Origin of the sequence: Halobellus ordinarius (assembly GCF_031823395.1) — an archaeon.
GTDB classification, from domain to species: Archaea; Halobacteriota; Halobacteria; order Halobacteriales; family Haloferacaceae; genus Haloquadratum; species Haloquadratum ordinarius.
The window spans coordinates 231,469-255,419 of record NZ_JAVQKJ010000007.1 but is presented as its reverse complement, the minus strand read 5'-3'; the positions used below and the strand labels follow the sequence as shown (position 1 = coordinate 255,419).

General features: G+C 65.1%; 29 protein-coding genes and 1 tRNA gene. 15 read left to right on the top strand and 15 right to left on the bottom strand.

Annotated elements, in window-relative coordinates; all coding sequences use genetic code 11:
• Positions 1-24 precede the first annotated feature (24 nt).
• The 6 genes from sucD to RJT48_RS12230 form a co-directional block, all read right to left on the bottom strand.
• Positions 25-894 carry a succinate--CoA ligase subunit alpha gene (sucD, locus tag RJT48_RS12255; RefSeq protein ID WP_311172572.1) on the bottom strand — a complete coding sequence of 290 codons (870 nt, stop codon included), beginning with the start codon at positions 892-894 and terminating at the stop codon, positions 25-27.
• Positions 891-2,036 (bottom strand): ADP-forming succinate--CoA ligase subunit beta, encoded by a 1,146-nt coding sequence (gene sucC / locus RJT48_RS12250; protein ID WP_311172571.1) that lies wholly within the window; start codon positions 2,034-2,036, stop codon positions 891-893. Before sucC ends, sucD begins: the two co-directional genes overlap by 4 nt.
• A 125-nt stretch (positions 2,037-2,161) precedes the next feature.
• Complete coding sequence (locus RJT48_RS12245) at positions 2,162-2,884, bottom strand: 2-oxo acid dehydrogenase subunit E2 (RefSeq protein ID WP_311172570.1); 723 nt, start codon at positions 2,882-2,884, stop codon at positions 2,162-2,164.
• Positions 2,874-3,137 carry a lipoyl domain-containing protein gene (locus RJT48_RS12240; RefSeq protein WP_311172569.1) on the bottom strand — a complete coding sequence of 88 codons (264 nt, stop codon included), beginning with the start codon at positions 3,135-3,137 and terminating at the stop codon, positions 2,874-2,876. Before RJT48_RS12240 ends, RJT48_RS12245 begins: the two co-directional genes overlap by 11 nt.
• 2 nt (positions 3,138-3,139) lie before the next feature.
• On the bottom strand, positions 3,140-4,150 hold the full coding sequence (locus RJT48_RS12235; protein ID WP_311172568.1) for an alpha-ketoacid dehydrogenase subunit beta: 1,011 nt from the start codon (positions 4,148-4,150) through the stop codon (positions 3,140-3,142).
• Positions 4,150-5,163, bottom strand: coding sequence for a thiamine pyrophosphate-dependent dehydrogenase E1 component subunit alpha (locus tag RJT48_RS12230; RefSeq protein WP_311172647.1), 1,014 nt, complete (start codon positions 5,161-5,163; stop codon positions 4,150-4,152). The genes RJT48_RS12235 and RJT48_RS12230 overlap by 1 nt, the downstream gene beginning before the upstream one ends.
• A gap of 185 nt (positions 5,164-5,348) precedes the next feature.
• Between RJT48_RS12230 and RJT48_RS12225 the strand changes: the two genes are divergently transcribed.
• Both RJT48_RS12225 and RJT48_RS12220 read left to right on the top strand, forming a co-directional pair.
• Positions 5,349-6,305, top strand: coding sequence for an NADPH:quinone reductase (locus RJT48_RS12225; protein WP_311172567.1), 957 nt, complete (start codon positions 5,349-5,351; stop codon positions 6,303-6,305).
• Positions 6,306-6,456: 151 nt separating this feature from the next.
• The gene (locus RJT48_RS12220) at positions 6,457-7,830 is read left to right on the top strand and encodes a sodium-dependent transporter (RefSeq protein WP_311172566.1); all 1,374 of its coding nucleotides are present in this window, start codon (positions 6,457-6,459) and stop codon (positions 7,828-7,830) included.
• A gap of 66 nt (positions 7,831-7,896) precedes the next feature.
• Here RJT48_RS12220 and RJT48_RS12215 read toward each other — a convergent pair whose 3' ends face one another.
• Both RJT48_RS12215 and RJT48_RS12210 read right to left on the bottom strand, forming a co-directional pair.
• Complete coding sequence (locus tag RJT48_RS12215) at positions 7,897-8,553, bottom strand: potassium channel family protein (RefSeq protein WP_311172565.1); 657 nt, start codon at positions 8,551-8,553, stop codon at positions 7,897-7,899.
• Between the two features lie 84 nt (positions 8,554-8,637).
• Positions 8,638-9,525: an alpha/beta fold hydrolase gene (locus tag RJT48_RS12210; RefSeq protein ID WP_311172564.1), complete on the bottom strand. Its 888-nt coding sequence runs from the start codon at positions 9,523-9,525 to the stop codon at positions 8,638-8,640.
• Between the two features lie 132 nt (positions 9,526-9,657).
• Between RJT48_RS12210 and RJT48_RS12205 the strand changes: the two genes are divergently transcribed.
• The 3 genes from RJT48_RS12205 (at position 9,658) to RJT48_RS12195 (ending at position 11,885) form a co-directional block, all read left to right on the top strand.
• A complete protein-coding gene (locus RJT48_RS12205; RefSeq protein ID WP_311172563.1) occupies positions 9,658-11,088 on the top strand; it encodes a sodium-dependent transporter in 1,431 nt (476 codons plus the stop codon).
• 120 nt (positions 11,089-11,208) lie between these two features.
• The gene (locus tag RJT48_RS12200) at positions 11,209-11,451 is read left to right on the top strand and encodes a DUF7557 family protein (RefSeq protein WP_311172562.1); all 243 of its coding nucleotides are present in this window, start codon (positions 11,209-11,211) and stop codon (positions 11,449-11,451) included.
• Positions 11,451-11,885 carry a PIN domain-containing protein gene (locus tag RJT48_RS12195; protein WP_311172561.1) on the top strand — a complete coding sequence of 145 codons (435 nt, stop codon included), beginning with the start codon at positions 11,451-11,453 and terminating at the stop codon, positions 11,883-11,885. Before RJT48_RS12200 ends, RJT48_RS12195 begins: the two co-directional genes overlap by 1 nt.
• A 70-nt stretch (positions 11,886-11,955) precedes the next feature.
• Here RJT48_RS12195 and RJT48_RS12190 read toward each other — a convergent pair whose 3' ends face one another.
• Entirely contained in the window at positions 11,956-12,153 is a 198-nt protein-coding gene (locus RJT48_RS12190; protein ID WP_311172560.1) for an HVO_0649 family zinc finger protein, read from the bottom strand.
• Positions 12,154-12,331: 178 nt separating this feature from the next.
• Here RJT48_RS12190 and RJT48_RS12185 point away from each other — a divergent pair, with 178 nt between their 5' ends.
• Positions 12,332-13,876 carry an acyl-CoA carboxylase subunit beta gene (locus tag RJT48_RS12185; RefSeq protein WP_311172646.1) on the top strand — a complete coding sequence of 515 codons (1,545 nt, stop codon included), beginning with the start codon at positions 12,332-12,334 and terminating at the stop codon, positions 13,874-13,876.
• A 4-nt stretch (positions 13,877-13,880) separates the two neighbouring features.
• Positions 13,881-14,180, top strand: a complete 300-nt coding sequence (locus tag RJT48_RS12180) for a DUF8022 family protein (RefSeq protein ID WP_311172559.1) — start codon at positions 13,881-13,883, stop codon at positions 14,178-14,180.
• A gap of 233 nt (positions 14,181-14,413) precedes the next feature.
• On the opposite strand, the gene RJT48_RS12175 is transcribed toward RJT48_RS12180, so the two are convergent.
• The 3 genes from RJT48_RS12175 to RJT48_RS12165 all read right to left on the bottom strand — a co-directional run bounded on the left by RJT48_RS12175 (position 14,414) and on the right by RJT48_RS12165 (position 16,559).
• Entirely contained in the window at positions 14,414-15,556 is a 1,143-nt protein-coding gene (locus tag RJT48_RS12175) for a right-handed parallel beta-helix repeat-containing protein (RefSeq protein WP_311172558.1), read from the bottom strand.
• 276 nt (positions 15,557-15,832) lie between these two features.
• A complete protein-coding gene (locus RJT48_RS12170; RefSeq protein WP_311172557.1) occupies positions 15,833-16,033 on the bottom strand; it encodes a 30S ribosomal protein S17e in 201 nt (66 codons plus the stop codon).
• A 103-nt stretch (positions 16,034-16,136) separates the two neighbouring features.
• The gene (locus RJT48_RS12165) at positions 16,137-16,559 is read right to left on the bottom strand and encodes an Lrp/AsnC family transcriptional regulator (protein WP_311172556.1); all 423 of its coding nucleotides are present in this window, start codon (positions 16,557-16,559) and stop codon (positions 16,137-16,139) included.
• A gap of 97 nt (positions 16,560-16,656) precedes the next feature.
• On the opposite strand from RJT48_RS12165, the gene carA reads away from it, so the two are divergent.
• Together carA and RJT48_RS12155 are read left to right on the top strand one after the other, a co-directional pair.
• The gene (gene carA, locus RJT48_RS12160) at positions 16,657-17,721 is read left to right on the top strand and encodes a glutamine-hydrolyzing carbamoyl-phosphate synthase small subunit (protein WP_311172555.1); all 1,065 of its coding nucleotides are present in this window, start codon (positions 16,657-16,659) and stop codon (positions 17,719-17,721) included.
• Positions 17,722-17,878: 157 nt separating this feature from the next.
• On the top strand, positions 17,879-19,327 hold the full coding sequence (locus RJT48_RS12155) for a DUF7115 domain-containing protein (protein WP_311172554.1): 1,449 nt from the start codon (positions 17,879-17,881) through the stop codon (positions 19,325-19,327).
• Positions 19,328-19,335: 8 nt separating this feature from the next.
• Here RJT48_RS12155 and RJT48_RS12150 read toward each other — a convergent pair whose 3' ends face one another.
• From RJT48_RS12150 to RJT48_RS12140, 3 genes are all read right to left on the bottom strand, one after another.
• Positions 19,336-19,764 (bottom strand): PIN domain-containing protein, encoded by a 429-nt coding sequence (locus RJT48_RS12150; RefSeq protein ID WP_311172553.1) that lies wholly within the window; start codon positions 19,762-19,764, stop codon positions 19,336-19,338.
• The gene (locus tag RJT48_RS12145; RefSeq protein ID WP_311172552.1) at positions 19,761-20,066 is read right to left on the bottom strand and encodes an AbrB/MazE/SpoVT family DNA-binding domain-containing protein; all 306 of its coding nucleotides are present in this window, start codon (positions 20,064-20,066) and stop codon (positions 19,761-19,763) included. Before RJT48_RS12145 ends, RJT48_RS12150 begins: the two co-directional genes overlap by 4 nt.
• Before the next feature lie 61 nt (positions 20,067-20,127).
• Positions 20,128-20,532 carry a DUF5830 family protein gene (locus RJT48_RS12140; RefSeq protein ID WP_311172645.1) on the bottom strand — a complete coding sequence of 135 codons (405 nt, stop codon included), beginning with the start codon at positions 20,530-20,532 and terminating at the stop codon, positions 20,128-20,130.
• Positions 20,533-20,746: 214 nt separating this feature from the next.
• Between RJT48_RS12140 and RJT48_RS12135 the strand changes: the two genes are divergently transcribed.
• The 6 genes from RJT48_RS12135 to RJT48_RS12110 all read left to right on the top strand — a co-directional run bounded on the left by RJT48_RS12135 (position 20,747) and on the right by RJT48_RS12110 (position 23,865).
• Positions 20,747-21,421, top strand: coding sequence for a VTT domain-containing protein (locus RJT48_RS12135; RefSeq protein WP_311172551.1), 675 nt, complete (start codon positions 20,747-20,749; stop codon positions 21,419-21,421).
• A 70-nt stretch (positions 21,422-21,491) separates the two neighbouring features.
• Positions 21,492-21,646 (top strand) — tRNA-Met (locus tag RJT48_RS12130).
• 142 nt (positions 21,647-21,788) lie between these two features.
• Positions 21,789-22,016, top strand: coding sequence for a YgaP family membrane protein (locus RJT48_RS12125; protein WP_311172550.1), 228 nt, complete (start codon positions 21,789-21,791; stop codon positions 22,014-22,016).
• A 322-nt stretch (positions 22,017-22,338) separates the two neighbouring features.
• Entirely contained in the window at positions 22,339-22,575 is a 237-nt protein-coding gene (locus RJT48_RS12120; RefSeq protein ID WP_311172549.1) for a hypothetical protein, read from the top strand.
• Between the two features lie 78 nt (positions 22,576-22,653).
• Positions 22,654-23,607, top strand: coding sequence for an SDR family NAD(P)-dependent oxidoreductase (locus tag RJT48_RS12115; RefSeq protein WP_311172548.1), 954 nt, complete (start codon positions 22,654-22,656; stop codon positions 23,605-23,607).
• Between the two features lie 9 nt (positions 23,608-23,616).
• A complete protein-coding gene (locus RJT48_RS12110; protein WP_311172547.1) occupies positions 23,617-23,865 on the top strand; it encodes a DUF7861 family protein in 249 nt (82 codons plus the stop codon).
• Positions 23,866-23,951 lie beyond the last annotated feature (86 nt).

Sequence of the window (23,951 nt, the reverse complement as noted above, 5' to 3'; positions counted from 1 at the left end):
TAGATCGGTCGTTTCGGCGTCCCGTTAGAGGAAGTCTTCGACGTACTCGGCGACCTCGTCGGGCGTGTCGCCGACGGGGACGCCGGCGTCGTTGAGCGCGTCGATCTTCGATTCGGCGGTGCCCGTCCCCGACCCGGAGACGATAGCGCCCGCGTGGCCCATCCGCTTGCCCGGCGGCGCGGTGCGGCCGGCGATGAAGCCAGCGACGGGCGTGTCCATATTCTCGGCGATGTACTTCGCGGCCTGCTCTTCGTCCTCGCCGCCGATCTCGCCGCACATCACGACCGCCTTCGTCTCCCCGTCGGCCTCGAACGCCTCCAGGGCGTCGACGAACGAGGTCCCGATGATCGGGTCGCCGCCGATGCCGATCGCGGTGGTCTGGCCGATCCCGCGCTCGGTCAGGTTCGAGACGACCTGATACGTGAGCGTCCCCGAGCGGGACACGAGGCCGACGTCGCCGGACTCGAAGATGTTGCCGGGGAGGATGCCCAGTTTCGCCTCGCCGGGCGTGATGATTCCGGGGCAGTTCGGCCCGATGAGGCGCGTGTCGACCTCCGAGAGCCGCTTTTTCACCTTCGCCATATCCTGCGTCGGGATGCCTTCGGTGATGGCGACAGCGAGGTCGAGATCGGTGTCGAGCGCCTCGAAGATGGCGTCGCCGGCGAACGCCGGCGGGACGAAGATGACGGAGGCGTCGGCGTCCTCGGCCTCGACGGCGCTGTCGACGGTGTCGTAGACCGGCACGCCCGCGACCTCCTGGCCGCCTTTGCCGGGGACCGCACCGGCAACGACGTTGGTGCCGTACTCGATCATCTGTTCGGTGTGGAACTTGCCTTCCCCACCGGTGATGCCCTGTACCACGACGCGCGTGTCGTCGTCGACGAAGATGCTCATTGGCGTGCCTCCTGTGCGTTTTCGACCGCTCTCTGGACCGCGTCTTCGAGTGTCGCCTCGACGTCGACGAGATCCGTGTTCAGGATCTCCATTCCCTCCTCGGCGTTCGTGCCGGCGAGTCGGACGACGACCTGCTTGGGGATCTCGTCGAACTGTTCGAGCGCCTCGTTGATCCCTTTCGCGACCTCGTCGCCGCGGGTGATCCCGCCGAAGATGTTGAAGACGACGGCGTCGACGTTCTCGTCGGAGAAGACCATATCCAGGGCGTTCGTAACGCGTTCGGCCTTCGCGCCGCCGCCGATGTCGAGGAAGTTCGCGGGCGCGCCGCCGTAGTGATCGACGAGGTCCAGCGTCGTCATCACGAGGCCGGCGCCGTTGCCGATGATGCCGACGTTGCCCGAGAGGCGGACGTAGTCGAAGCCGTACTCGTTGGCCTTCGCCTCGAGCTCGTCGCCGGCGGCCTCGTCTTCCATCTCCGCGAGGTCCGGCTGGCGGAACAGCGCGTCCTCGTCGATGTTCATCACGGCGTCGGCCGCGACGACTTCTCGATCCGCGGTGACCATCACGGGGTTGATCTCGATCTCGGAGGCGTCCTTCGACTCGTAGAGATCGTAGAGCGTCGAGAGGATCGACGCGACGTCGCCCGCGATGTCGCCGGCGATTCCAGCGTCGTAGACGATCTTCCGCGCCTGGTAGGAGTGCAGGCCGAACGCGGGGTCGATATGCTCGCGTGCGATCGCCTCGGGGGTCTCCTCGGCGACGGACTCGATGTCGACGCCGCCCTCAGTCGAGACCATCGCGACTGGCATCCCCTCGCCGCGGTCCATCGTGATCCCGACGTACAGTTCGTTCTCGAAGTCGACGCCGGCCTCGACGAGGACCTTGTCGACGGTGTAGCCCTTCAGGTCCATCCCGAGGATCTCCTCGGCGTACTGGCGGGCCTCCTCCTCGTTCGTTGCGATCTTGATCCCGCCGGCCTTGCCGCGGCCGCCGACGTGTACCTGTGCCTTGATCGCCGCCGGGAAGCCGATGTCCTCGACCGCCTCGACGACCTCCTCGACGGTGGTCGCGAGGTCCGAATCGGGCACCGGAATTCCGGCGTCGGCGAAGACACCCTTCGCCTGATACTCGTGTAAGCGCATCGTCCGAATGAGGGGTGTGCGCCTGCATAAAGCCCGTCGATATCGGTTTCCGGCACGCGGAATCTCCCGGGGGCCGGAGACACCTGACTCATCCGCTCAGACGGCCGAATCCGTCCGTCTCGACCTCACTCGACGTACCGCTCCGCGTCGGTCAGCCGCTCCGTCAGCGTCCCGAGGAATCGGGCCGCATCGGCACCGTCGACGACGCGGTGATCGAAGCTCAGATCGAGCGTGAGCCGCTTTTCGGTGCCGATGCCGTTCTCGCTGTTCTCCTCGGGCACGACCGTCTCGCTGATCCGGTTCACGCCTAAGATTGCAACCTCCGGCGGGTTGATAACAGGTGTAAAGGAGTCCACGCCGAGCGGCCCGAGGTTCGAGACGGTGAACGTCCCGCCCTGGAAGGTACTCATCGAATACTCCCCCGCCTGCACGCGCGCCGTCAACTGGCGGCGCTCCTGCGAAATCTCCGCGAACGACTTCGAGCCCACGTCTTCGAGCACGGGCGTCACGAGGCCGTCGTCGATGTCGACCGCGACGCCGACGTTGTGCTCCTCGTAGATTCGGTGTGTGCCGTCCTCGAAAGTCGCGTTGAACGCCGGGTGTTCGGCCAGCGTCTCCGAGAGCGCACACAGGAGCACGTCGACGACGGACGGGTCGACGGACTCACCGTCCACGTCGAGTTCGGTATCCGCCGCCGCCAGCATCGATTCGGCCGAGATCTCCCGGCTCACAGTGACGTGAACCGCCTCCTGGTAGCTCTCCTGCAACCGGGAGGCGATCGTCCGCCGCATCGGGCTCAGCGACCGCTCGCTCGCAACCGTCCGCTCGGCTGGCTCGTCACTCGTCATCCTGGACCATCCACGCGAGGGTGTCGCCGCGGGCGAACTCGTCGTCCTCGCCGGCGACGATCTCGTCGAGCGTCCCGGCGACGGGCGCGAGCACGTCGACGCTGACCTTCTCGATCTGCACCTCACAGAGGCTGGCCGCCTCGTCGACCGCGCCCCCCTCGCGGACGAACCAGTTCACGACGACACCCTCGTCGCTGTCTGCGTCGTCCGGCCACGCCGCGAGCGTCACCGCGACGCGATCGTCGTCCGACATCGTCACTGTGTCCGTCGCACGGCCGCTTCGATATCGCTGGCGTCGGCGACGACCTCGTTCTCCAGCGGGCGCGAGTACGGGATGGGGACGTCCGGGAGCGCGACCCGTTCGACGGCGTCGAGCGCGCCGAGCGCCTCGTCGGCGACGCTGGCGACGATCTCGCCGGTCACGCCGTACGAGCGGTAGTCCTCGTCGACGACGACGAGGTTCCCGGTCTTCTCGACCGACTCGACGATCGTCTCGGTGTCCAGCGGGACCAGCGACCGGAGGTCAACTACCTCAGCGTCGATCCCGTCGGCGGCGAGGGATTCGGCGGCCTCGAGCGCCCGGTGGACGTGCAGGCCGAGCGTGACGACGGTCACGTCTTCGCCCGCCCGTTTGACGTCGGCACTCCCGAACGGGATCGTGTAGTCCGTCTCCGGGACGGGCGTCTTCGGCCCGTCCGGCGCGGGCAGCCAGCCGATCCCCATCAGCCGCTTGTGGAACAGATAGACGACGGGGTCGTCGTCGCGGATGGCGTTGTGCATCAGCCCCTTTGCCTCGTAGGCGGTCGAGGGGACGACGACCTTCATCCCCGGCATATGGGCGAACGTGCCGTAGAGGGTCTGGGAGTGTTGGGCGGCGTCGTTGTACGTGCCCCCGACGGCGGCGGTGAGCACCATCGGCACGGAGACGTTCCCGCCGCTCATATACGTGTTCTTGGCCATCTGATTGTAGATCTGGTCCATCGCGACGCCGAAGAAGTCGACGAACATCAGTTCGGCGATGGGTCGCATCCCCTCCTGGGCGGCGCCCACGGCCGCCCCGAGGTAGGCCGTCTCGCTGATCGGCACGTCCATAATCCGGTCGTAGCCGAACTCGTCGAGAAGGCCCTGCGTGGAGTCGAAGATGCCGCCGTAGTCGGCGACGTCCTCGCCCATATAGAACACCTCGTCGTTCTTGCGCATCTCGTCGGCGACGGCCTCGACCATCGCGCGGCTCATCGTCAGTTCGCGGTCGATCGTCTCGGACATCAGTCATCACCCCCCGCGAGGTCGAAGTCGGGCTCGCTATCTGTCACGCCGCTCGGCGGATTGACCCACATATCCTCGTGGGCGGCCGCCGGGTCGGGCTCGGGCTGTTCTTTGGCCCACTCGATGGCCGCTTCGACGCGGGCCTCGGCCTCCTCCCGGAGGGCATCGAGCTCCGCGTCGTCGACGCCGGCGGCGCGGAGGTCCTCGGCGAGCCGCTCGATCGAGTCGCGCTGGGTCGCTGCCGCCTGATCCTCCTCGGGGCGGTAGCTCTCCGGATCGCCCATAAAGTGACCCATCCGCCGGTGGACCTGGATCTCGAGGACCGACGGGCCGTTCCGGTCGCGGGCGCGGCCGACGGCCTCCCGTGCGGCCTCGTAGACGGCGACGGCGTCGTCGCTGTCGACCCGGCGACCGGGCATATCGAAGCCATCGGCCCGTTTCGACCCGTCCTCGAGGTCGGTCACGCGCTCTTTGGGCATACTGATCGCCCAGTCGTTGTCCTCGATGACGAACACGACCGGGAGGTCGTGGACGGCGGCGAAGTTGAGCGACTCCAGGAACGCCCCCTGGTCGATGGCGCCCTCGCCCAGGTACGCGACGGCGATGCTGTCTGTGTTGCGCTTCTTTGCGGCGAGTCCAGCCCCCGCGGCCGGGGGACAGCCCTCGGCGATGATGCCGCTACACGCGAAGTTGACGTCCGGATCGAAGAGGTGCATATGCCCGCCTTTGCCCTTTCCGAGTCCGGTCTCGCGGCCGAATATTTCGGCCGTCATTCGTTTCAGGTCGACGCCCTTCGCGATCGCGACGTGATGCGGGCGGTGCGGCGCGGTGACCGTGTCGTCGTCACGGAGGTGCTGACAGACGCCAGCGCCCGCGGCCTCGTGACCCGCCGCGAGGTGGAGCTCGCCCGGGATCGGCCCCGCGGAGATGTCGAACGCCGGCTGTTTGCCCTCCAGATACTCCTCCTGGAGGCGTTCCTCGTAGTGGCGCGCGGTCACCATGTCGCTGTACATCGCTTTGAGATCGTTAGCTGACAACATATGTCACATACTACAATTAGGAATTCTCGCATATAATAGTGAGTATTGGACTGTCACTTCAAGAGCGACGGCGGCGTGTCGTTCCGGTGCAGGCGGTCTTTCACGTTCCGTGCCGCATCCGCCGTCTTTTATACCCTTCTGTCCCGAACAGCCGTCCGATGCGCGCAGTCAGATTCCACGAACACGGCGGCCCCGAGGTACTGACAGTCGACGAAGTCGACGAACCCGAACCCGAGTACGGTCAGGTCGTCGTCGACGTCGAAGCCGCCGGAGTGAATCCGGTCGATACGTACTTCCGCGAAGGGGCATATCCCGTGCCGCATCTGCCGTTCATCGGCGGCGGGGACCTCGCCGGCACCGTCGCGAACGTCGGTCAGGGGGTCGACGGTTTCGCCGTCGGCGACCGGGTGTACGGCACCGGACTCGGCAAGGGGATGCCGGGATCGTACGCCGAACAGGCCGTTGCACCCGCAGACCACCTCGCACATCTCCCCGCCGAGATAGACTTTATCGAGGGCGCTGCACTCGGCACCGTCGGCGCGACGGCCTGGCAGGCGCTCGTCCACCACGCCGCGGTCGATCCCGCCGAGACGGTGCTCGTCCACGGCGGCAGCGGCGGGGTCGGACATATGGCCATCCAGCTCGCGGAGACGATGGGCGCTCGCGTTCACGCGACGGCCTCGCCCGAGCACGCCGACGACCTCGAAGCCCTCGGCGCCGACGAGGTCTTCGATTACAGCCGCTCGGACCTCGCGGACGCCGTCGTCGACGCCGGCGCCCCGGACGCCGTCGTCGACCTGCATATGGACCAGTACCTCCAGTTCAACACCGACGTCGTCAACACCGGCGCGACGGTCGTCGGCATCGGCAACGACACCGCGGAGGGCGGCTTCGACAACATCGGGGCCACGAAGGGCAAGGAGGTCACGTTCCAGTTTATGTCGCTTTTCAACGCCGACGACCTCAGCGCGATCCTCGCGCCGCTCGCTGATCTCGGTGCCCGCGGGGAACTCTCGCCGGTCGTCCACCGGACGTACGACTTCGAGGATGCCGGTGAGGCCCAGCGCGCGGTGCTGGAGGACAGCTTCGTCGGGAAACTCGTTCTGGAACCGTAGCGACCGGAGCAAACGGGTCGGCTCTCCGACCCGGGCCAGGAAACGGCGCTGGCGGACGAGCCCCTCTCGCCCGGATCTATTTACAATGATCATCCGTAATTCGTCCGCCAATCGCGCCGCTTATCACCCGCGTATCGAGTAGCCCGAGTCAATGAGTCAACGAGAGACGTGGGCGACGCGGGTCGGATTCATCCTCGCCGCGGTGGGCTCGGCGGTCGGTCTCGGGAACATCTGGCAGTTCCCGTTCAAGACCTCCGAGTACGGCGGCGCGACGTTCCTCGTCGTCTATCTGATCGCCGCGGTCGGTATCGGGCTCCCGGCGATGCTCGCGGAGTTCGTCGTCGGGCGGCGGAGCAACCTGAACGCCATCGGCGCGTTCGGGAAACTCGGGCACAGAAAGTGGAAGTGGGTCGGCGTCCTCGGCGTCGGGACCGGCTTCTGGATCCTGTCGTACTACAGCGTCGTCGGCGGGTGGGTGCTCCGCTACATCGGCGGCAGCGTTACCGGGGCGTACTTCGCCGATCCGGGGGCGTACTTCGGAAGCGTCTCGGCGGGCCTCGACGCGCTCGCGCTCCACGCGCTGTTTATGATCCTCGTCGTCGTCATCGTCGCGGGCGGCGTCGAGGACGGCATCGAGAAGGCGACGAAGCTGATGGTGCCGAGCATCGTCGTCATCCTGGCGGTCCTCGCGGTCTGGGTGTTCACGCTGCCGGGCGCCGCCCCGGGCTACAGCTACTTCCTCTCGCCGGACCTCTCGACGCTCAGCCTGAGCGTCTCCTTCGATCCGCTCCCATCGTTTAGTGGGCCGCTCACCGACGTAATCCCCTTCGCGGTGAGTCAGGCGTTCTTTTCGCTGTCGCTCGGGATGGGCGCGATGATCACGTACGCCTCCTACGTCGGCGAGGATCAGAGCCTCTTCGGCGACAGCATCACCGTCGTCGTGTTCAACAGCGCCGTGGGGATTCTCGCGGGCCTTGTCGTCATCCCGCTGCTCTTCGTGCAGGGCGTCGAACCCGGCAGCGGCGGCGCGGGGGCGCTGTTCGTCAGCCTCGCGACCGCGTTCGCGGAGTTGCCGGCCGGTCGCCTCGTCGGCGCCGTCTTCTTCATCGTGGTCCTGATCGCGGCGCTGTCCTCGGCGATCAGCCTCCTGGAGGTCGTCGTCTCCTACGCCGTCGACAACTACGGCGCGCGCCGGCCGCAGGTCGCCACCGCGCTCGGCGGACTCATCTTCCTCCTCGGGATCCCCTCCGCGCTGGACACCGCGTGGCTGACCTGGTTCGACACCCTGGCGTATCAGTTGTTGCTCCCGCTTTCGGTGCTCGGCGTCCTGGTCTTCATCGGCTGGGTGTACGGCCGGCCGGCGGTCGAGGAACTCCTCTCGGGGTCGTCGATGGGTGCGGGCGTCGGTGCGACCTGGCTGTGGCTGGTGCGAACGGTCGTGATCCTCGCCGTCCTCCTGACGCTGTGGCTCGGCGTGCAGACGCTCTTCTTCGCCGAGAGTCCCGCGATAATTCCGCCGCTGTAGCGAGCTGGGATCTCCCCGTCACTGTAGCGGCCCAGAAGGCGGCGTCTTCGGACTGCCCGGAGGGTCTCAGATCTCCGCCGACTCGCCGCGACACTGCCTGATGACTTCGCCGACGACGTCGCGGTCGGCGGCGATGATGTACCGACGCCCCTCGATCAGTTTCGTCGAGTGCTGGACAGCGACGTGGCCGTCGGTCTCGGCGATGACGACCGACCCCTCGGGGAGGGCGTCCGAAACGACTTCGCCCGCGGCGGGAGCGTCGTAGCCGACCCGGATGTCGAGGATTTCGAGGTCGCCGGTCACCTCCTCGATGGTCCGGACGTCGCTCCCGGAGAGGGCGTTGACCGCCGCGCGGACGCTGGCGCGCTCGGGAAAGTAGACCTCGTCGACGTACGCCTCGTACTCGTCGCCGGCTCGCTCTTCGATGCGGGCGACGGTCCGGAGTCCGGTGGCGTACCGCTTTGCCGCCATACAAACGACCAGATTCGTGTCCTGCTTGTCCGTGAGCGCGCCCACGACCCCAGTCCGCTCGGTGATGGCCGATTCGAGCACGGGAGGTTTCGTGGCGTCGCCCTGCAGGACTTCGATCCGTTCCCCCTCGATCCCCCAATCCGGATCGGGGTCGATGACGGTGACGTCCCGCTCTCGGTCGGCGAAGTGCTGTGCGACTCGGTGACCGACACGTCCGCTTCCGGCGATCACGACGTGCTCCGTATCAGTCATATTTGATCATTATAATACTGGTAAATAAGCCTCTCCCCGGACAGTTCGTGGTATTCAAACCGCAGCCCCGTTGTCGCCGCCCCGTCAGCCGTGTCGCGCCAGGACGTCGTCGGCGGATCGGAGCAGCGACCGGAGGTGGTCGGCGTCCGACAGCACTCGGATCTCGGCGTTCGGGAGCCGCGCACAGAGCCGTCGGGCGTCCGCGAGCGGGACATTCGTGTCCGAATCCCCGTGCCAAAGACAGGTGTCGGCGTCGACGTTCGCAAGGTCGATTCCCCACTCGGCCGCCGTCAGCGACAGTTCGGTCACCGCGCCGGCGGCAGTGTGAGCGAATGCCGTCAGGAAGTCGTCTTTCACGACCGCTGCGACCGCGTCGGGAATCCCCTCGGCGCCATCCTCACCCGTGTACTGGGCGATGACGAAAGAGGGTGCAAGCCGTTCTGCGAGCATCGACTGCCCGCGGAGCAGTCCGCCGAGCAGCGTCGGTGTCGTCGAAGCGAGGCCGACGAGTAACCGCTGCACTGCGGGGTACTGATCGGTGGCCTCCGGGGGCGTCGCGCCGCCGACAACGTCGACGCGCGTCACGCGGTCGGGGTGTGTCGCCGCCGTGGCGAGCGCGTGGGGGCCCCCGCCGGAGAACGCGGTCAGGCCGGCAGTTTCGGCCCCGATGTCATCGAGGACGGCAGAGACGAACTGCCCTGCGTCGCTCATCGTACGGTCCGGCCACGCGTCGGAGTCACCGTAGCCAGGGCGGTCTGGTGCGAGCAGTCGGACCCCGTGTGCTGCTGCCGCCGAATCCAACACTGCGCCGAGGCGTCGCGATCCCGGCGTGCCGTGCAGAAACACGACCGGCGTTCCGTCGGGATCGCCGTACGTCGCGTACGCAAGTTGTCGGTCGCCGTCGAGAGAGACCGTCGACGGGGGTGATGAGTCCGGTGATTCAGACGACGAACTGGAGGGCTGTGTCGTCATTACCGGTGGTGACGAGACCCGGCTACGAGAAGGTGGTGATGTGTTCGCGGACGGCCGGATTTCCGGATCGTCGTCGTTGCACGGACGGGGCACTCCGAAAGCGACTTACTCCCGAATTCGAGAGAGGTGATAATGACACGTGAGACGTGGGCGACGCGGGTGGGCTTCATTCTCGCCGCTGTGGGCTCTGCGGTCGGTCTCGGGAACATCTGGCGCTTTCCGTGGGTCACCGCCGACAACGGCGGGAGCGCGTTCCTGCTCGTCTATCTGGCCGTCGTGTTGCTCGTCGGCGTCCCGGGACTCCTCGGGGAGTTCGTGATCGGCCGGCGCGGAAAGCAAAGTCCCGTCGGCGCGCTTCGCAACCTCTCGGGCTCGCGGTCGTGGGGCGCGTGGGGTGTCTTCTACGTCGGCACCGCGGTCGCGCTGCTGTCCTTCTACAGCGTCGTCGGCGGCTGGATCCTCCGGTACTTCGCCGAGAGCGCGGTCGGCATCGTCGGCGGCAGCCCCGCGTACTTCGCCGCGCCCGGACAGTACTTCGGGGGCGCTGCGGCCGGACTCGACGCCCTCGGCTTCCATCTGCTCTTTCTCGGCCTGACCGCCTTGGTCGTCGTCGGGGGCGTCCGCCGCGGGATCGAACTCGGGACGAAAGTGATGATGCCCGCGGTGCTCGCGCTGCTCGTCGGCCTCGCGGTCTGGGCCGGGACCCGGCCCGGTGCAGCCGATGCCTACGCCTTCTACCTCCGGTTCGATCCGACGACGATCAGGGCGAACCTCTTCGACGTCCTCGCGCCGGCGGCCGGACAGGCGCTTTTCACCCTCTCGCTCGGGGCGGGGACGATGATCACCTACGCCTCCTACATCGACGAGGATCGCTCGCTGCCGTTCGACGGGACCGTCATCGCCGTCCTCAACACGCTCGTGGGCGTGCTCGCCGGACTCGTCGTCTTCCCCCTGCTGTTTTCGCTGGGCGTCGATCCCGCACAGACCGAACCGGGGCCGGGCGCGCTCTTCGTCGGACTGGCGGGGGCCTTCTCACAACTCCCGGCGGGCGCGCTCGTCGCGACAGTGTTCTTCGGCGTCGTCGTGCTCGCGGCGCTGTCCTCGTCGATCAGTATGCTCGAAATCCCGGTCTCGTTCCTCGTCGACGAGTACGGGGTCGGCCGGCGGCGCGCCGTGGGGCTGGTCACGAGCACCGTGGTCGTCACGGGCAGCGTCTGCGCGCTCGACCCCACGATCGCCGGGGTCGGGGTGTTCGGGTTCGTCGCGGGCCCGCTCGTCGACACGCTGCTCACGGCCGGCCTCGCGGCGGCGCTGCTGTTCGTCGGCTGGGTGATGGGTCGGGAGGCAGTCGCGGAGTTCCGCGAAGGGGCCGGGCGGGCGGCCGCGCTCGCGACGCCGTGGCTCCTCACCGTCGGCGTCGCGCTTCCGATCTTCCTCGTGTTCACGCTTCTGACGACCTTCGGCGTCGACGCTCGGCTGGGGCTCTGGCCGACGGTCCTCGTCGCCGTCCTCGTCGGCGCCGCTGCATTTCTCGGTCTTCGGACGGAGCGGTCGGTGGTGTGATCCGGACTGTTGTACCTATTGAGCGATCGGGACACCGTCTGTCGCGGCCGGAAACGACGCAGAAGCTCTCACAGTGGCTACAGCGATATGATAAAGTAACTCGTCTACAGTCGTATACATATGGGAACGAAGAGCGTGCGACTCGAAGAAGACGTCTACGAGCGCGTGAAGGCGCACAAACGGGACGACGAGACGTTCTCCGAGGCCGTCGAGCGATTGATCCGCGACGTCTCTCTGCTTGATATCGCCGACGAGGACGAAGCGTACGACGGGGAGCGCGCCCAGGCACAGAAAGCGGCGCTGGAGCGGACTGCTCGTGCGGATTCGGAGGCGACCGAGGAACGCGCGGAGAAGCGGTCCTGATGGTCGTACTCGATACCAACTTCCTCATCGATCTCGACAGCAACCGACCGGCAGCGATCGAGAAGGCACGAGAGATCGAACGGGCGGGGCGTCCCCGGCGGGTTCCACGTATCGTGATCACGGAGCTTTGGATTGCAGTTGGGAAAGGTACCGAGACGGAACAGAACCGCCAGAAATTCGAGCAGCTACTAGCCGGTCTTCCGCAGGTGGATCTCACCGCCCCCATAGCAAAACGGGCCGGCGAGATTGAAGGCCAGACGCAGCTATCCGACGGAAACGGCGTTGGTGTCGGAATGGCCGACGCGATAATTGCTGCAACAGCGATCGAACTCGACGAACCGGTCGTGACCGACGACTCGACGGATTTCGTGACCCGGATGCAGGAAGAGGCTGGCGTCTCCGAATTGCAGACCGAGCGCTACGCGTTGGAGTAATCGGTATGATCGAACCGTCTCGAACTCTCGCCGGTCGATCCGCTACGGGAAGGCGGGTGCGACCGAACACTTACGAATCCAACGAGAGCGTCCGCCGCCGGATCGCACCGCAACTCGGACAGACGTGACGGTACTGGACCGTCCGGCCGGCCGTCGCCGCCTGCCACTCCCCGTCTTTGTCGTCGTAGCCGCATTTCGGACAGACGAGGTCGACGTCGTTGTACTGCGTGCGGAGTCGTTCGAAGGGTGATCGGTGCGTGCTCGCCATTGTGCTAGTGAGTAACACAACGTCGAGCGATATAAACATCACTATTTTTCATATTAGATCCTGCGGAGACAGCCCACAACTATCGACGATCGACGAACCGAGCTGTACGGATTGCGGAAACCCTTTTGCCTCCCGTCGGTACGTACGTGACGATGATCGGAGGTGGTCCGACGTGACGATGGAGGACCGGATCGAGGAGCTGCGCGAGAAGCGCGAGCGCGCGCTGAAGGGCGGCGGCGAAGGCCGTATCGACGCCCAACACGACAAGGGCAAGATGACCGCCCGCGAGCGCATCGACTACTTCCTCGACGACGGGACGTTCAACGAGTTCGACCAGCTCCGGACCCACCGGAACCACAACTTCGGGATGGAGGAAAAACAGCTCCCGGGCGACGGCGTCGTCACCGGCTACGGCGAGGTCGACGGGCGGAAGACGTTCGTCTTCGCCCACGACTTCACCGTTTTCGGGGGTTCGCTCGGCGAGGTGTTCTCCGAGAAGATCACGAAGGTGATGGACAAAGCCGTCGAGGTCGGCGCGCCCGTCGTCGGGCTCAACGACTCCGCGGGCGCACGCATCCAGGAGGGCGTCCAGTCGCTCGGCGGCTTCGGCGAGATCTTCCGCCGCAACACGGAGGCCTCGGGCGTCGTCCCGCAGATTTCGGCGATTATGGGCCCCTGTGCCGGCGGCGCGGTCTACTCGCCGGCGCTCACCGACTTCACGTTTATGGTGAAGGACACCAGCCACATGTTCATCACCGGGCCGGACGTGATCAAGACCGTCACCGGCGAGGAGGTGAGCTTCGAGGAACTCGGCGGTGCGGTCACGCACGCATCCACCTCGGGCGTCGCGCAGTTCGCCTGCGACAGCGAGGAGGAGGCGCTCGACGACATCCGGCGGCTGCTGTCGTATCTCCCCCCGAACAACGTCGAGGACCCCCCGCGGGTCGAACCGTGGGACGACCCCGACCGCGAGGACGAATCGCTGAACACGGTCGTGCCCGACGAGCCCAGAAAACCCTACGATATGCACGACGTCTTCGCGGGCGTCCTGGACTCCGACTCCTTTTTCGAGGTCCACGAGGGCTTTGCGAAGAACGCACTCGTCGGCTTCGCGCGCCTCGACGGCCACTCCGTCGGCATCGTCGCCAACCAGCCCCGCGTCAACGCCGGCACGCTCGACATCGAGGCCTCCGAAAAGGCCGCGCGGTTCGTCCGCATCTGCGACTCGTTTAACATCCCTATCGTCACCTTCGTCGACGTCCCCGGCTTCCTTCCGGGAACCGACCAGGAACACGGGGGCATCATCCGCCACGGTGCGAAACTGCTCTACGCCTACTCGGAGGCGACCGTCCCCCTGCTGACGGTGATCACGCGGAAGGCCTACGGCGGCGCCTACGATGTGATGGCCTCGAAACACCTCGGTGCCGACGTCAACTACGCGTGGCCGACCGCCGAGATCGCGGTGATGGGGCCGCAGGGCGCAGTCAACATTCTCTACGACGAGGAGCTGGCAGCGGCTGAGGACCCCGAGGAGCGCCGCGACGAACTCATCGAGGAGTACCGCGAGGAGTTCGCGAACCCCTACACGGCCGCCGACCGCGGCTTCATCGACGCCGTGATCGAACCGACGGAGACGCGGGCGCGCCTGATCGACGACCTGGAGATGCTCCGCTCGAAGCGCTCGTCGCTCCCGGACAAGAAACACGGCAACCTGCCGATCTGAACCGATGAGGGCTGCAGACGACACCGGCGCCGACGACTTTCTCGATCGGCTCTCGCTCCCCGACGACGCCGACGACGAGGAGGCGGCCGCCATCGCCGCCGCCGTCGCCGCCCACCTACGGGACGGCGAGTTGGCCGCTGCGGCTGTCGCGGCCGCAGCCGGGGAGTCGGAGCCGACGTGGGACAGCGAGAAGTGGACGTTCGCGGGACGCGTCGCCGCGACGACCGGCCGCCGCGTCGACCGCGTCGCCGACGGCGCGCCGCGTGACAAGTGGACCGCCGCGGGGCGGGTAGAGCGATTCTGACATCTCCGGATTTGGCTTCTTCGGGAGGGCGTCATAGAACTATTCGCAAGGGTTCTTTTCACACTATTGAGTCTGAAGCACCCATCAGAACGCGCTTGCGAGTTGATCGTTGGAGCTTCTACCAATTCAGATAGATATTCTGATGGCCGTGCAAGATACAACGCGCGTACCGGTCAAACAGGTTTTTATTTAGAATTGACGATAATCTGTTGTGGAGATAAATAATCTACGTCCTAATCGGCGTTCTTACCGCCAACACAAGAGTTCTCCGGGTTCTTGCCACGACCCACCTTCCGAGTATTCCACGGCGTATAGTCTACGTCGCCAACGGCATTGTTGCCCTTCCCTTTCTTGTTGTCCTCGTCTTCGGGGCCTGTTGCGTGATCCCAATAGTTGCATTCAGCATCTAAGGTGTTGTCACCGTCTTTGTTCAGCGCGCCGATCGGTGTCTTTAGGAAATTGTTGAGATTCGCGGTCGCTTCGCTCGCAAGTGAGTCACCATCAATGGCGAACGCACTGCCGGGGTACGGAGCGCTCCCCGTGTCGTCAAACACGTCATAGACCGAACCGTCATTGACTTCCTCAATCGTATTCATCTCGACAGTCGTGTTCGTCGGGGAGTCGCCGGGGGCACTGCCTGTATGCGTGGTAACGATGCCGTAGGTCCAGCCCGCCGAGTGGACAGACTTGACCGTGTTGCCTGCCACCACGGTGTCCTCAACGACTCCCTGGACCTTGATCGCGGCCGCACCGCCGTAGTTCGGCCAGCCGGCTGCTGCGTCGCCCATATTGTCCATGTCACGCACCGTGTTGTGCTTGACCTCGGTCCCGGTTTGCTGTTCCGGACCATCGTTCCATAGCTGAATCCCGTTGATGGTGACCGAGTCCCCGGTGTTGTCGGCTGTCATCCCCTCGACGATGTTCTCTTTAATCGTGACGTCGCTCAGTTCACCGCTCACTAGGATACCGTGAGGGTCGAGGCCGCCGGCAACAAACGTGTTTGTCGGCGCTACTTTGAGGCGGCTGACCGTCGCATTGTCGGCTGACACCGTTACGCTTCCGTCGACTACGGCGGCGTCGGGACCGTCGGGGTCGTTTTCCCCTGTGACGGTTACTGCCTTGTTAACAGAGACAGACTCGGAATAGGTGCCAGCGCGCACGCATATCCTTTCCCCTTGATTCGCACTGTCTATAGCATCTTGAATCGTCGTATGGTCTTCTCCTCCATCGTCGTCTACGACTCTATCACAGCTCTGGGCTGCTACCCCGCTCGAAAACCCGGCAACACCGCTAACGCCGATTGCCGACGCAAGTGCACTGTTTTTCAATACTTTTCGGCGTGAAACCACCCATTCTCTCGGATTCTCTTGCACCATTGGTAAGTACTCCAGGTGAAAGGTCCATTGAGAACGTCGTAGTTATACATCCCTTACTCAACCTAAAATCAATGTTCGACTGGTTATGACCGGTACATCCTCTATATTCAGCAGCCAGTTCCTGACAGAATTTGGGTAAACAACGACCCTGTGTGATACAGCGTTCGTCTGTACTGACCGATTCCCGTGTGGTGTGGGAGGTCTTCTATGACACCCTTTCCTCGGGTCAAGATACCGGCGGCTACCGAGGCGACGACACCGAGAAGGAAGTCCCGATCAGGCCGACGAGGAGGGCTTCGAGCCGCCCTTCTTCCGCGTAATGTAGCCCGCGATCCGGTTGCGCACACCCTTCGATTCGACGTTCGTCAGGGTCGCGACGCTCTCTTTGTTCGTCTCGAAGTCCGTGTTGAACGCTTCCGGATACTTCTCCAGCAGCACCTTCCCGAGCTGTTTGACGTATTTGGGTTTGATCGCCATATCCACTCTTCCGCCAGCGCGCACAAAAACGATTCGTTCCGACTTGCGGGCCGCAGACGGCTGCAGGGCCACGCGATGGACAGCGGGCGCCGCCCGCAACCCACTATGGCGCCCGGCCGAGCCGCTCGTCGAGGATGAGTCTGGTCTTGGTGTCCTGTACCTCGTCGAGTTCGCGGGCGCGCGTGATCAGTTGATTTACCGCCCCCGTGTCGGCGGCGTCGACGATCAGGACCACGTCCTCCTCGCCGGAGACCTGCCAGACGAAGTCGACCTGCTCCCAGGTGGCCATCTCCTCTGACACCTCGGTCGTATCGACGTCGACTTTCACCGAAATTTCGATCATCGCCTTGATGTTGCCCGTCCGCGTCGAGACGGTGAAGCGCTCGATGATCCCCCCCTCGAGCAACCGTTCGACGCGGTTCCGGATCGTTCCCTCGGAGGTGCCCACCTGCGAGGCGATCTCCGTGTAGGGTGTCCGGGCGTCGCGTCGGAGGATGTCCAGGATCTGCCGATCGAGATCGTCCATACGGGGCCAACGGGTTCGGGGGGCTTACCGATTACGAAATTCGTAACTCAGCTACGAAAGTAACACTTAAACCCCCAGATCACGTCCGTTTCTCGTAATGTCGGACGCCTACCTGGCCCTGGAGGACGGCCGCGTGATCGAGGCCCGCGGGCGCGCTCCGGGACGGACCCGCGGTGAACTAGTGTTCACGACTGCGTATACGGGCTACGAGGAGAGCCTGACGGACCCATCCTACGAAGAACAGGTGCTCACCTTCTCGTACCCGCTCATCGGGAACTACGGCGTCCGAAGCGAGCGGTTCGAATCCGAACGCGTCCACCCGCGTGCGGCCGTCGCCCACGAGTTCACGGAAGACGTCGCCGAGTGGCTCGAAACGGAGAATGTCCCGGCGATCGACCACATCGACACCCGCGAACTGGTCACCTCGATCCGCGAGGGGGGGGCGATGAAGTGCGGCATCGCCGTCGGCGATGACGTCACACCCGAGGACGCGAAGGCCGAACTGGAGCAGTGCAAGGGGATGAGCGAGCACGTCGACATCGGCAAGCGCGTGACGACCGTCGAACACACCACACACGGCGACGGCGACACTGACGTCGCGCTCATCGACTGCGGCGCGAAGAAGTCGATCGTCGACTCGCTGGTCGAACGGAACGCGACGGTTCACGTCCTTCCGTACGACACGACCCCCGCCGAACTCGCCGACCTCGACCCCGATCTGCTTTTCATCTCGAACGGCCCGGGCGACCCGGCGAACTTCGAGGCCGCCGAGACGCTCGTCGACGAGTACGTCGGCGAACTCCCCATCGCGGGCATCTGCCTCGGCCAGCAGGTCGTCGCGCGGGCGCTCGGCGGCACGACCGAGAAGATGGACTTCGGCCACCGCGGCGTCAACCAGCCGGTTCGTGACCTCGACTCCGGTCAGGTCGTGATGACGACACAGAACCACGGGTACACCGTCGGCGAACCCGGCGACGAACTCGACGTCAGACAGGTCAACGTCAACGACGGCACCGCCGAAGGACTCGCAAACGACGACCTCGGCGTCATCACCCGTCAGTACCACCCCGAGGCCCACCCCGGCCCCCACGACTCGCTGGGCTTCTTCGACGACGTCCTGGCGCTGACCGAAGAGAGCACTCGCGCAGTCGCCGGCGACTGATACTGCTTACTCTCACTTTTTATCGCTGAGCGCCACCCCCGCTGACGGCGAATCCGTCCCTGATCGCCGCTACTCCTGTCGACAGATCGACGACAGAACGCTTCCGTTCGGCCGGAATACCCACGGATTTATGGCGAAACGGACGGTGGACCGATTTATGAGCCAACCGGAGATCGTCCAGAACGACCTCGCCGACGAGGACGTGGTCGCCCGCGTCGACCTCGGCAGCGAGGACGAACTGTACGTGACGCCGACGCGGACGCTGGTCTACCGCGCGGAGGGGCTGCTCTCTGACGAGTCCGTCGAGGAATACGCCCACGACGCCGAGCGGATCACGGTCTCGGAGGGGCGTCGGAAAGCGAAGATCACGCTGGACTACGGCCTCGACGGCCAGAAGACGATCTCGTTGCCCGCAAAGCGTCTCGAACGTGCTCTCCAGCCCATCGTCGAGGGGGTGTTCAAGGCGAACGGCGTCCTCTCGGACGAGGAATCGATCGAGCGGCTGTTCCGCTTCAGCGAACTCACGATCGCGATCGCAGAGGAGCGCGTTGTTCGCCACATCGGATCGAACCTCTGGGACGAGGACTTCGAGTCGTACCACTACGAGGACGTGACGGATCTGGCCTTCGAGGACGGCAGCGTCGCCACCTCGGTAGTCCTGAGCGTCGCCGGCCGCAGGGAGCGCTTCAAGGCGCCGAACGAGGACGCCCGCGCCGTCCGCTCCGCGCTCGAATCGACGCTTCTCTCCTATTGGGAGGTAGACTCGATCGAGGAACTCCGCGCGGTCACCCAGCCCGACGACGACGAGACCGACGCGTTCGACGACCCCGGCGAACCCGCGGGCCGGAACGTGTCGTTCGGCGACGGGCCCGATCCGCTGATCGCCGACCCGGCCGAGCCCGACGATCTCCCGGAGAACGCCACGCGCGGGAACTTCGAGGAGCCGGCCACCGGAAACAGGCCCGGCGAATCCGGGGACGTGACTGGGAGAGAGGAGTCGAGCGGAACACAGTCGACCGCGGAACCGAGCGACAGCGAGTCGAGTCCGGACTCGGTCACACAATCCGTCGAGCAAGGGAGCACCGGGTCCGAAACAGGGACTCCAACCGACGCTGGAGGGACCGGACCGACGTCGACAGGCGGATCTGAGCCGGACGCAACCGAGACATCACCGGCGGATCCGCTCGGGGAGACTGCACAGGGTGCGTCCGCGTCGGAGACCCGATCCCCGCCGGAAACGCAGTCCACGTCCACGGAGGGCACGGAGCCGACACCGGGGAGCGAGGCTACCAGCCCGCAACAGGATGACGTGCAACAGGATCCGAGAGAGGTGTCCGAAGAAGGGGCAGCGGCGCCCGCCGAAGCGGTTTCCGAACGAGGGGAGGCGAGAGACGGGAGAGACGACGCCGACTCGCAGGGTAGCGTCGGATCGACCAGCGACAGGTTTGCGGGCTCAGGCTTCGAGTCGGCCGCGCCGGCGGCTGACGAACAGGTCCGCGAGGAACTGTCGGAACTCCGCGGGGTCGTCGAGCGACAGAACGAGGAACTCCGGGCGCAGCGGGAACTCTTAGAACAGCTCATCGAGGAGCTTCGGCTCGGGCGGTAACGGGCGTCTTAAACTGGCTCGTCTCGGAACCGGACGATCGGAACCTCTGGGATACCGTCGTAATCATCATCGGCACCGACAAGCAGCAGCCCGTCGACGGTGGCTGCAGTTCCCAGTGCGAAGGCGTCGCCGAGTGCAGGCGAGTAGCGAGACTTGAAGTCAGCCGCAGTCGCCCACGTCTCTTCGGTATCGACTCGGCGAATCCCGCTTTCCCGGAGGACGTCGACGACAGCATCAGCGCGATCCTCGCCGTCGATCGCACGCACGATATAGTGGACCTCAGCGAGATTGACTGCAGAGATAAATCCCTCCGCAAAACCTTCGACGGCATCGAGGTACCGCTCGACGAGGTCACTGCCCGGTTCGTTGCAAAAATAGGCGACGAGTGGTTCCGTGTCGAAAACGACTGTTTTCGGGATGTCAATCTCGTCGCTCATTCGTCGTCACTGTCTTCGACGTATCGCCGGCGCAACTCGGCCTCGCTGGCCGCGTCGGTGTCCCGCTCGTCTCGCAATCGCTCGGTTGCCGAACGACCTTGCTCGTCGGTTTTGCCTTCCAACACGCCGCGCAGGTCTGTGACCGATGTGATGGGACGAACGACGATCTCACCGTCTTCGGTCCGAACGAACTTCACCCGGCCGGGCGTCTCGATACCTAACTCCTCCCGGAACTCTTTGGGAATTGTCGCCTGTCCGCGGGAGGAGACTGACACAACTTTTTCAGACTCTGCGCTACTCATACTTTTTCACTTCATTACTTTATGTGGTTCACACATAAGTATGTCGTGAGTGTCGAGCGATTCAATCACGGCCGAGAACCTTTTTGACACACGAGGGGCCGAACGGCCCCAGTTCGCCGGCCTCGAATTTGACGAAATGCCCGGTCGAAAGCCCGGCGCCACAGCGCCGGCACTCGTAGTCGCCTTCCCGCTTGACAACCTGCCGTTCGAAGCGGACGTACGTGCCCCCGCGACGCGTTCGGATCCGACCGTCCTCGCGCTCGATGATTCCCCGGAGTTCGGCGGTGTCGAGGATCTCCCGCGTGAGCGCGGGATCGGTGGTCACGGTCTCGATGCGATCGACGGCCGCTGAAAGCGACAGCGATTCGGTTTCGACGTGTGCCAGCAGGTCGACGCCGAGTTCGACGCGCTCTGTGCGGTCGAGTTCGGCGACAGTCGGGCGAGTGGTGTTCGATTCGGCACCCACCTCTACCGGCGGGATATCGGACTCCTCGCCCGTTTCGGGTTCAGTCCCCTCGACTTCGATGTCGTCCGCTTCGGCGTTGGCGTCGCTCTCAGTATCGTTTGCAGACTCGAACGCCGACAGGTCCGGCTGCTCGTCGTCGACCACGGTTCGATCCCTCGTCGGCGCCGCGGGAACAAAACAACTGTTATGCCCGCCCGGCCGCGACGCGGGCACGATGGATCGCTCACGACTCCGAAAGCGGGTCGTCGTCGGTGGCGCCGTTGCAGTCGTCGCTGCGGGCGCGCTCCTGGCGTCGCCCGACGCAGTGCTCTCGCGGGCGGCGTGGCTCGTCGCGGATCCGGTTCGGCTGCTGGTGGCGGCGGCCGTGCTCGCGGTCGTTCGGCCGTTGCTCGCGTGGCCAACGACGCTGCTCGCCGTGCTCCTCGGCTACGGACTCGGGCTCGTGGGTGTGCTACCCGCGCTCGCTTTGGTCACGCTCACGAGCGTGCCCCCGTTCCTCCTCGCCCGACGGTACGGCCGCGGCGGCAGCGTCGCTGACGCGGGCGAGGCGTTCGTCGACCGCGCGGGCGGCGTCCGGAGCGTCGTCGCGAGCCGACTCGTGCCGGCGCCCTCGGACGTGGTCTCGATCGCTGCGGGGATGGCGGGCGTCGGGCTCCCGACGTTCCTGCTCGGGACGGCGATCGGCGAGGTGCCGTGGGTACTCGCTGGCGTCCTCGCGGGGGCGTCCGCAGAGCGGCTGACCGCCGGCGCCGTCGCGGGCGCGGCCGACCTCCGGGTCGTCGTGGCTGCGGGCGCGGTCGCCGTGCTCCTGCTCGGTCCGACCGCGTACAGGTGGGCTGTCGACCGGTTCGCAACCGCCGACGGATCGGTACAGATCGGGGAATCGTGACCGGACTGACACCCGCGCCGTCGTCGGAGTTGCGAAGGTTTAAGAGCGTCATCGGACAACGAGGAGACGAGCCCGGGTGGCTTAGCTGGACATAGCGCCGCACTCATAGGGTTTCCCGAGATTCGGTGCGGTTCGCCTTGGAAGCCTCCGCCGCTCCCCACGGGGCCCGCCGAGCCTCGAACCTGGGACATGCGGAGATCGTGGGTTCGGAGCCCACCCCGGGCACTCGTCGTATTTTTTACACTCAGCGACCTGCAGGTACTTCGATGAAGGCTTCCAGGAGCGGGCGCTGGAGGAAAGCCGGCGATATCAATCTCAGCGTTTCGGACGGGTCAAGATGTATATCCTACCGGACCCTATTACCTCTATGAACCGAAACGTCGGTGCAACCGACCGTCAGCTCAGAACCGCCCTCGGAGCCATCTTTGGTATCGGATCACTCGCGATTCTCGCAGGCGTGGGCTCGCTCCCGACGATACTCTCGCCCGTGCTGGGAGTGATTGCAATTATGATGCTCGGGACGGCAGCGACAGGGACCTGCGGCGTGTACTCGGTCCTCGGCGTCAGTACGTGTCCGGTGGAAGCGGAGAACTGACGGCGGATCCAAAGAGCGGTTCCAGCCACTGATAATGACTACTCTCGTCTCTTCCCGCCGAGCGCCGCCAACGAGGGTGGCGCTCGGCGGTAAACAGTGAGAGTAATCATTATGAGCCACATCCATCAGCCCCAGTACGTTCGCAAAGAGGCAACGGGCAGGAGAGGCGTCACGGACGCGGAGGGATGGAGCCAGACGTGCTCTCGAATTCCGGAGCAGTCGCCACTTTCGCCACTCTCCGAGAGAAATCACTCGCTTAATCAAAATCCTCGCGACCGTAAAAATGCTGACTGTTAATCCATCTCCCGGTGCTAGCCAGTCTGTGAGTGAATCAGGTGACGAAATGGCAGGAGTAGCGCAGGAACTGGACCAGAGCGGTCTCGGACCCGGAGCGATGGCAGCAATGGGCTCGATTGCACTCGCCCTGTACTACTACTATGTTCGTGGTGAAAAACAGCGAGGGCAGTTCGTCGGATTGTGGCCAGCGACGATACTCGGTCTCGCCATCTACCTCAAGCTCGACCAGGTGAAACAGATGCTAGAGGACTCCGAACCCTGAGAGCGAGGGGCTTCCGGCGACCCGCCACGCTTCGGGGTGAGAGGTGGTGTTTTGTCCGTCGATCCCCTCCAGCGGGTAATGAGTGAACGCCCAGAAGCAATCGCCGACGTCGCCGATGTCGACTGTACCGGACTGCAAGCCCTGGTCACAGGATCGACGAGCGGGATCGGTCGTGCCGCCGCCCTGGCGCTCGGTCGACTCGGCGCGGATGTAATCGTCCACGGCCGGGACTCGCAGGCGGGCGCGGCGGTGGTCGACGAACTCGCCCGGATCGACGCCGACGCCAAGTTCCTGCAGGCGGACTTCGCGGATATCGATGCAGTCGAAGCGCTTGCGACCACCGTGCGCGAGGAGACTGACGGGCTGGATCTGCTCGTCAACAACGCCGGCGGGCTGTTTCGGCACGGAAAGCTGACCGACGCAGGCGTCGAGTACACCTTCCACGTCAACCACCTGTCGCCGTACCTGCTGACCGCCGAGTTGCTCGATCACCTCCGTGAGGGTGCCCGGGTCGTCACGACCGCCTCCGGCGCACACCAAGGAGCCTCGCTGAACCTGGATCGAGTACGCGGCCCCGACCAATACACCGGATTCACGGCGTACAGCCACTCGAAGCTCGCAAATATCCTCTTTGCGATGGAACTCGCCCGACGGCTCGACGCAAGGGGTCGCGAGATCACCTCCAACAGCATCCACCCGGGCGCGATTCCGGGAAGCGGGTTCAGTCGGTTTCTTCCCGGCCCGTTGCCGAACCTGTTGCAGCGACTTGAAGCAGTCCCCGGAGTCACGTCCGTCGCCGACGGGGCCGCCGAGATCCTCTTCGTCGCCGTCTCCCCACGCACTGCGGAGGTGTCCGGCCGGTACTTTGCGAATCAGCAGCCACGCACGCCGTCGGAGGCTGCCCGAGGCAGCGAGGCCGCCCGACGCCTCTGGGCGGAGAGTGCGACGCTACTCGGGATCGAGGAACCGCTAGCGGAATACGAGAGACAGCCCGTCGCAGCCGGCGAGGGGAAAGCCCCGGAGGATCCCTGATTCAGGAGGATGACGCACGATCGCATCCACGCGCGGGAGCCCGCACACCACCGCGATCGGTGGTCGGCCGGGACGATCAGATCGATCACGAAGCGGGACGGTCACTGTGTCGTCACGGTCCTTCCCGAGGAAGGCACAGCGGTGGAACTCGTCGTCACGCTCGCCGTTCGGGACCTGTTCGTGAGTCGGCTGGATATCGACGAGGGGGAGTCACCGGTCGGCGAACGTGTCTGGTTCAGGAAGCACGGCGAGGATTAGCGAGTAGGGTAGGGTAGTTCACTGCGAAGAACTCAGCGTTTGGCAAATCGACTCCGTTTCCCAGCAGCAGCCAGGACTACCGGCCG

Coding starts and splice junctions, on each gene's coding strand:
- RJT48_RS12210 (WP_311172564.1), bottom strand. CDS start 9,525: ATGACGACACAGCCCTCCAGTTCGTCGTCTGAATCACCGGACTCATCA.
- RJT48_RS12155 (WP_311172554.1), top strand. CDS start 17,879: ATGAGCCAACCGGAGATCGTCCAGAACGACCTCGCCGACGAGGACGTG.
- sucC (WP_311172571.1), bottom strand. CDS start 2,036: ATGCGCTTACACGAGTATCAGGCGAAGGGTGTCTTCGCCGACGCCGGA.
- RJT48_RS12170 (WP_311172557.1), bottom strand. CDS start 16,033: ATGGCGATCAAACCCAAATACGTCAAACAGCTCGGGAAGGTGCTGCTG.
- RJT48_RS12185 (WP_311172646.1), top strand. CDS start 12,332: ATGGAGGACCGGATCGAGGAGCTGCGCGAGAAGCGCGAGCGCGCGCTG.
- RJT48_RS12225 (WP_311172567.1), top strand. CDS start 5,349: ATGCGCGCAGTCAGATTCCACGAACACGGCGGCCCCGAGGTACTGACA.
- RJT48_RS12110 (WP_311172547.1), top strand. CDS start 23,617: ATGACGCACGATCGCATCCACGCGCGGGAGCCCGCACACCACCGCGAT.
- carA (WP_311172555.1), top strand. CDS start 16,657: ATGTCGGACGCCTACCTGGCCCTGGAGGACGGCCGCGTGATCGAGGCC.
- RJT48_RS12215 (WP_311172565.1), bottom strand. CDS start 8,553: ATGACTGATACGGAGCACGTCGTGATCGCCGGAAGCGGACGTGTCGGT.
- RJT48_RS12220 (WP_311172566.1), top strand. CDS start 6,457: ATGAGTCAACGAGAGACGTGGGCGACGCGGGTCGGATTCATCCTCGCC.
- RJT48_RS12190 (WP_311172560.1), bottom strand. CDS start 12,153: ATGGCGAGCACGCACCGATCACCCTTCGAACGACTCCGCACGCAGTAC.
- RJT48_RS12145 (WP_311172552.1), bottom strand. CDS start 20,066: ATGAGTAGCGCAGAGTCTGAAAAAGTTGTGTCAGTCTCCTCCCGCGGA.
- RJT48_RS12135 (WP_311172551.1), top strand. CDS start 20,747: ATGGATCGCTCACGACTCCGAAAGCGGGTCGTCGTCGGTGGCGCCGTT.
- RJT48_RS12235 (WP_311172568.1), bottom strand. CDS start 4,150: ATGTCCGAGACGATCGACCGCGAACTGACGATGAGCCGCGCGATGGTC.
- RJT48_RS12115 (WP_311172548.1), top strand. CDS start 22,654: ATGAGTGAACGCCCAGAAGCAATCGCCGACGTCGCCGATGTCGACTGT.
- RJT48_RS12230 (WP_311172647.1), bottom strand. CDS start 5,163: ATGTACAGCGACATGGTGACCGCGCGCCACTACGAGGAACGCCTCCAG.
- RJT48_RS12240 (WP_311172569.1), bottom strand. CDS start 3,137: ATGTCGGACGACGATCGCGTCGCGGTGACGCTCGCGGCGTGGCCGGAC.
- RJT48_RS12165 (WP_311172556.1), bottom strand. CDS start 16,559: ATGGACGATCTCGATCGGCAGATCCTGGACATCCTCCGACGCGACGCC.
- RJT48_RS12180 (WP_311172559.1), top strand. CDS start 13,881: ATGAGGGCTGCAGACGACACCGGCGCCGACGACTTTCTCGATCGGCTC.
- RJT48_RS12245 (WP_311172570.1), bottom strand. CDS start 2,884: ATGACGAGTGACGAGCCAGCCGAGCGGACGGTTGCGAGCGAGCGGTCG.
- RJT48_RS12195 (WP_311172561.1), top strand. CDS start 11,451: ATGGTCGTACTCGATACCAACTTCCTCATCGATCTCGACAGCAACCGA.
- sucD (WP_311172572.1), bottom strand. CDS start 894: ATGAGCATCTTCGTCGACGACGACACGCGCGTCGTGGTACAGGGCATC.
- RJT48_RS12125 (WP_311172550.1), top strand. CDS start 21,789: ATGAACCGAAACGTCGGTGCAACCGACCGTCAGCTCAGAACCGCCCTC.
- RJT48_RS12175 (WP_311172558.1), bottom strand. CDS start 15,556: ATGGTGCAAGAGAATCCGAGAGAATGGGTGGTTTCACGCCGAAAAGTA.
- RJT48_RS12200 (WP_311172562.1), top strand. CDS start 11,209: ATGGGAACGAAGAGCGTGCGACTCGAAGAAGACGTCTACGAGCGCGTG.
- RJT48_RS12150 (WP_311172553.1), bottom strand. CDS start 19,764: ATGAGCGACGAGATTGACATCCCGAAAACAGTCGTTTTCGACACGGAA.
- RJT48_RS12205 (WP_311172563.1), top strand. CDS start 9,658: ATGACACGTGAGACGTGGGCGACGCGGGTGGGCTTCATTCTCGCCGCT.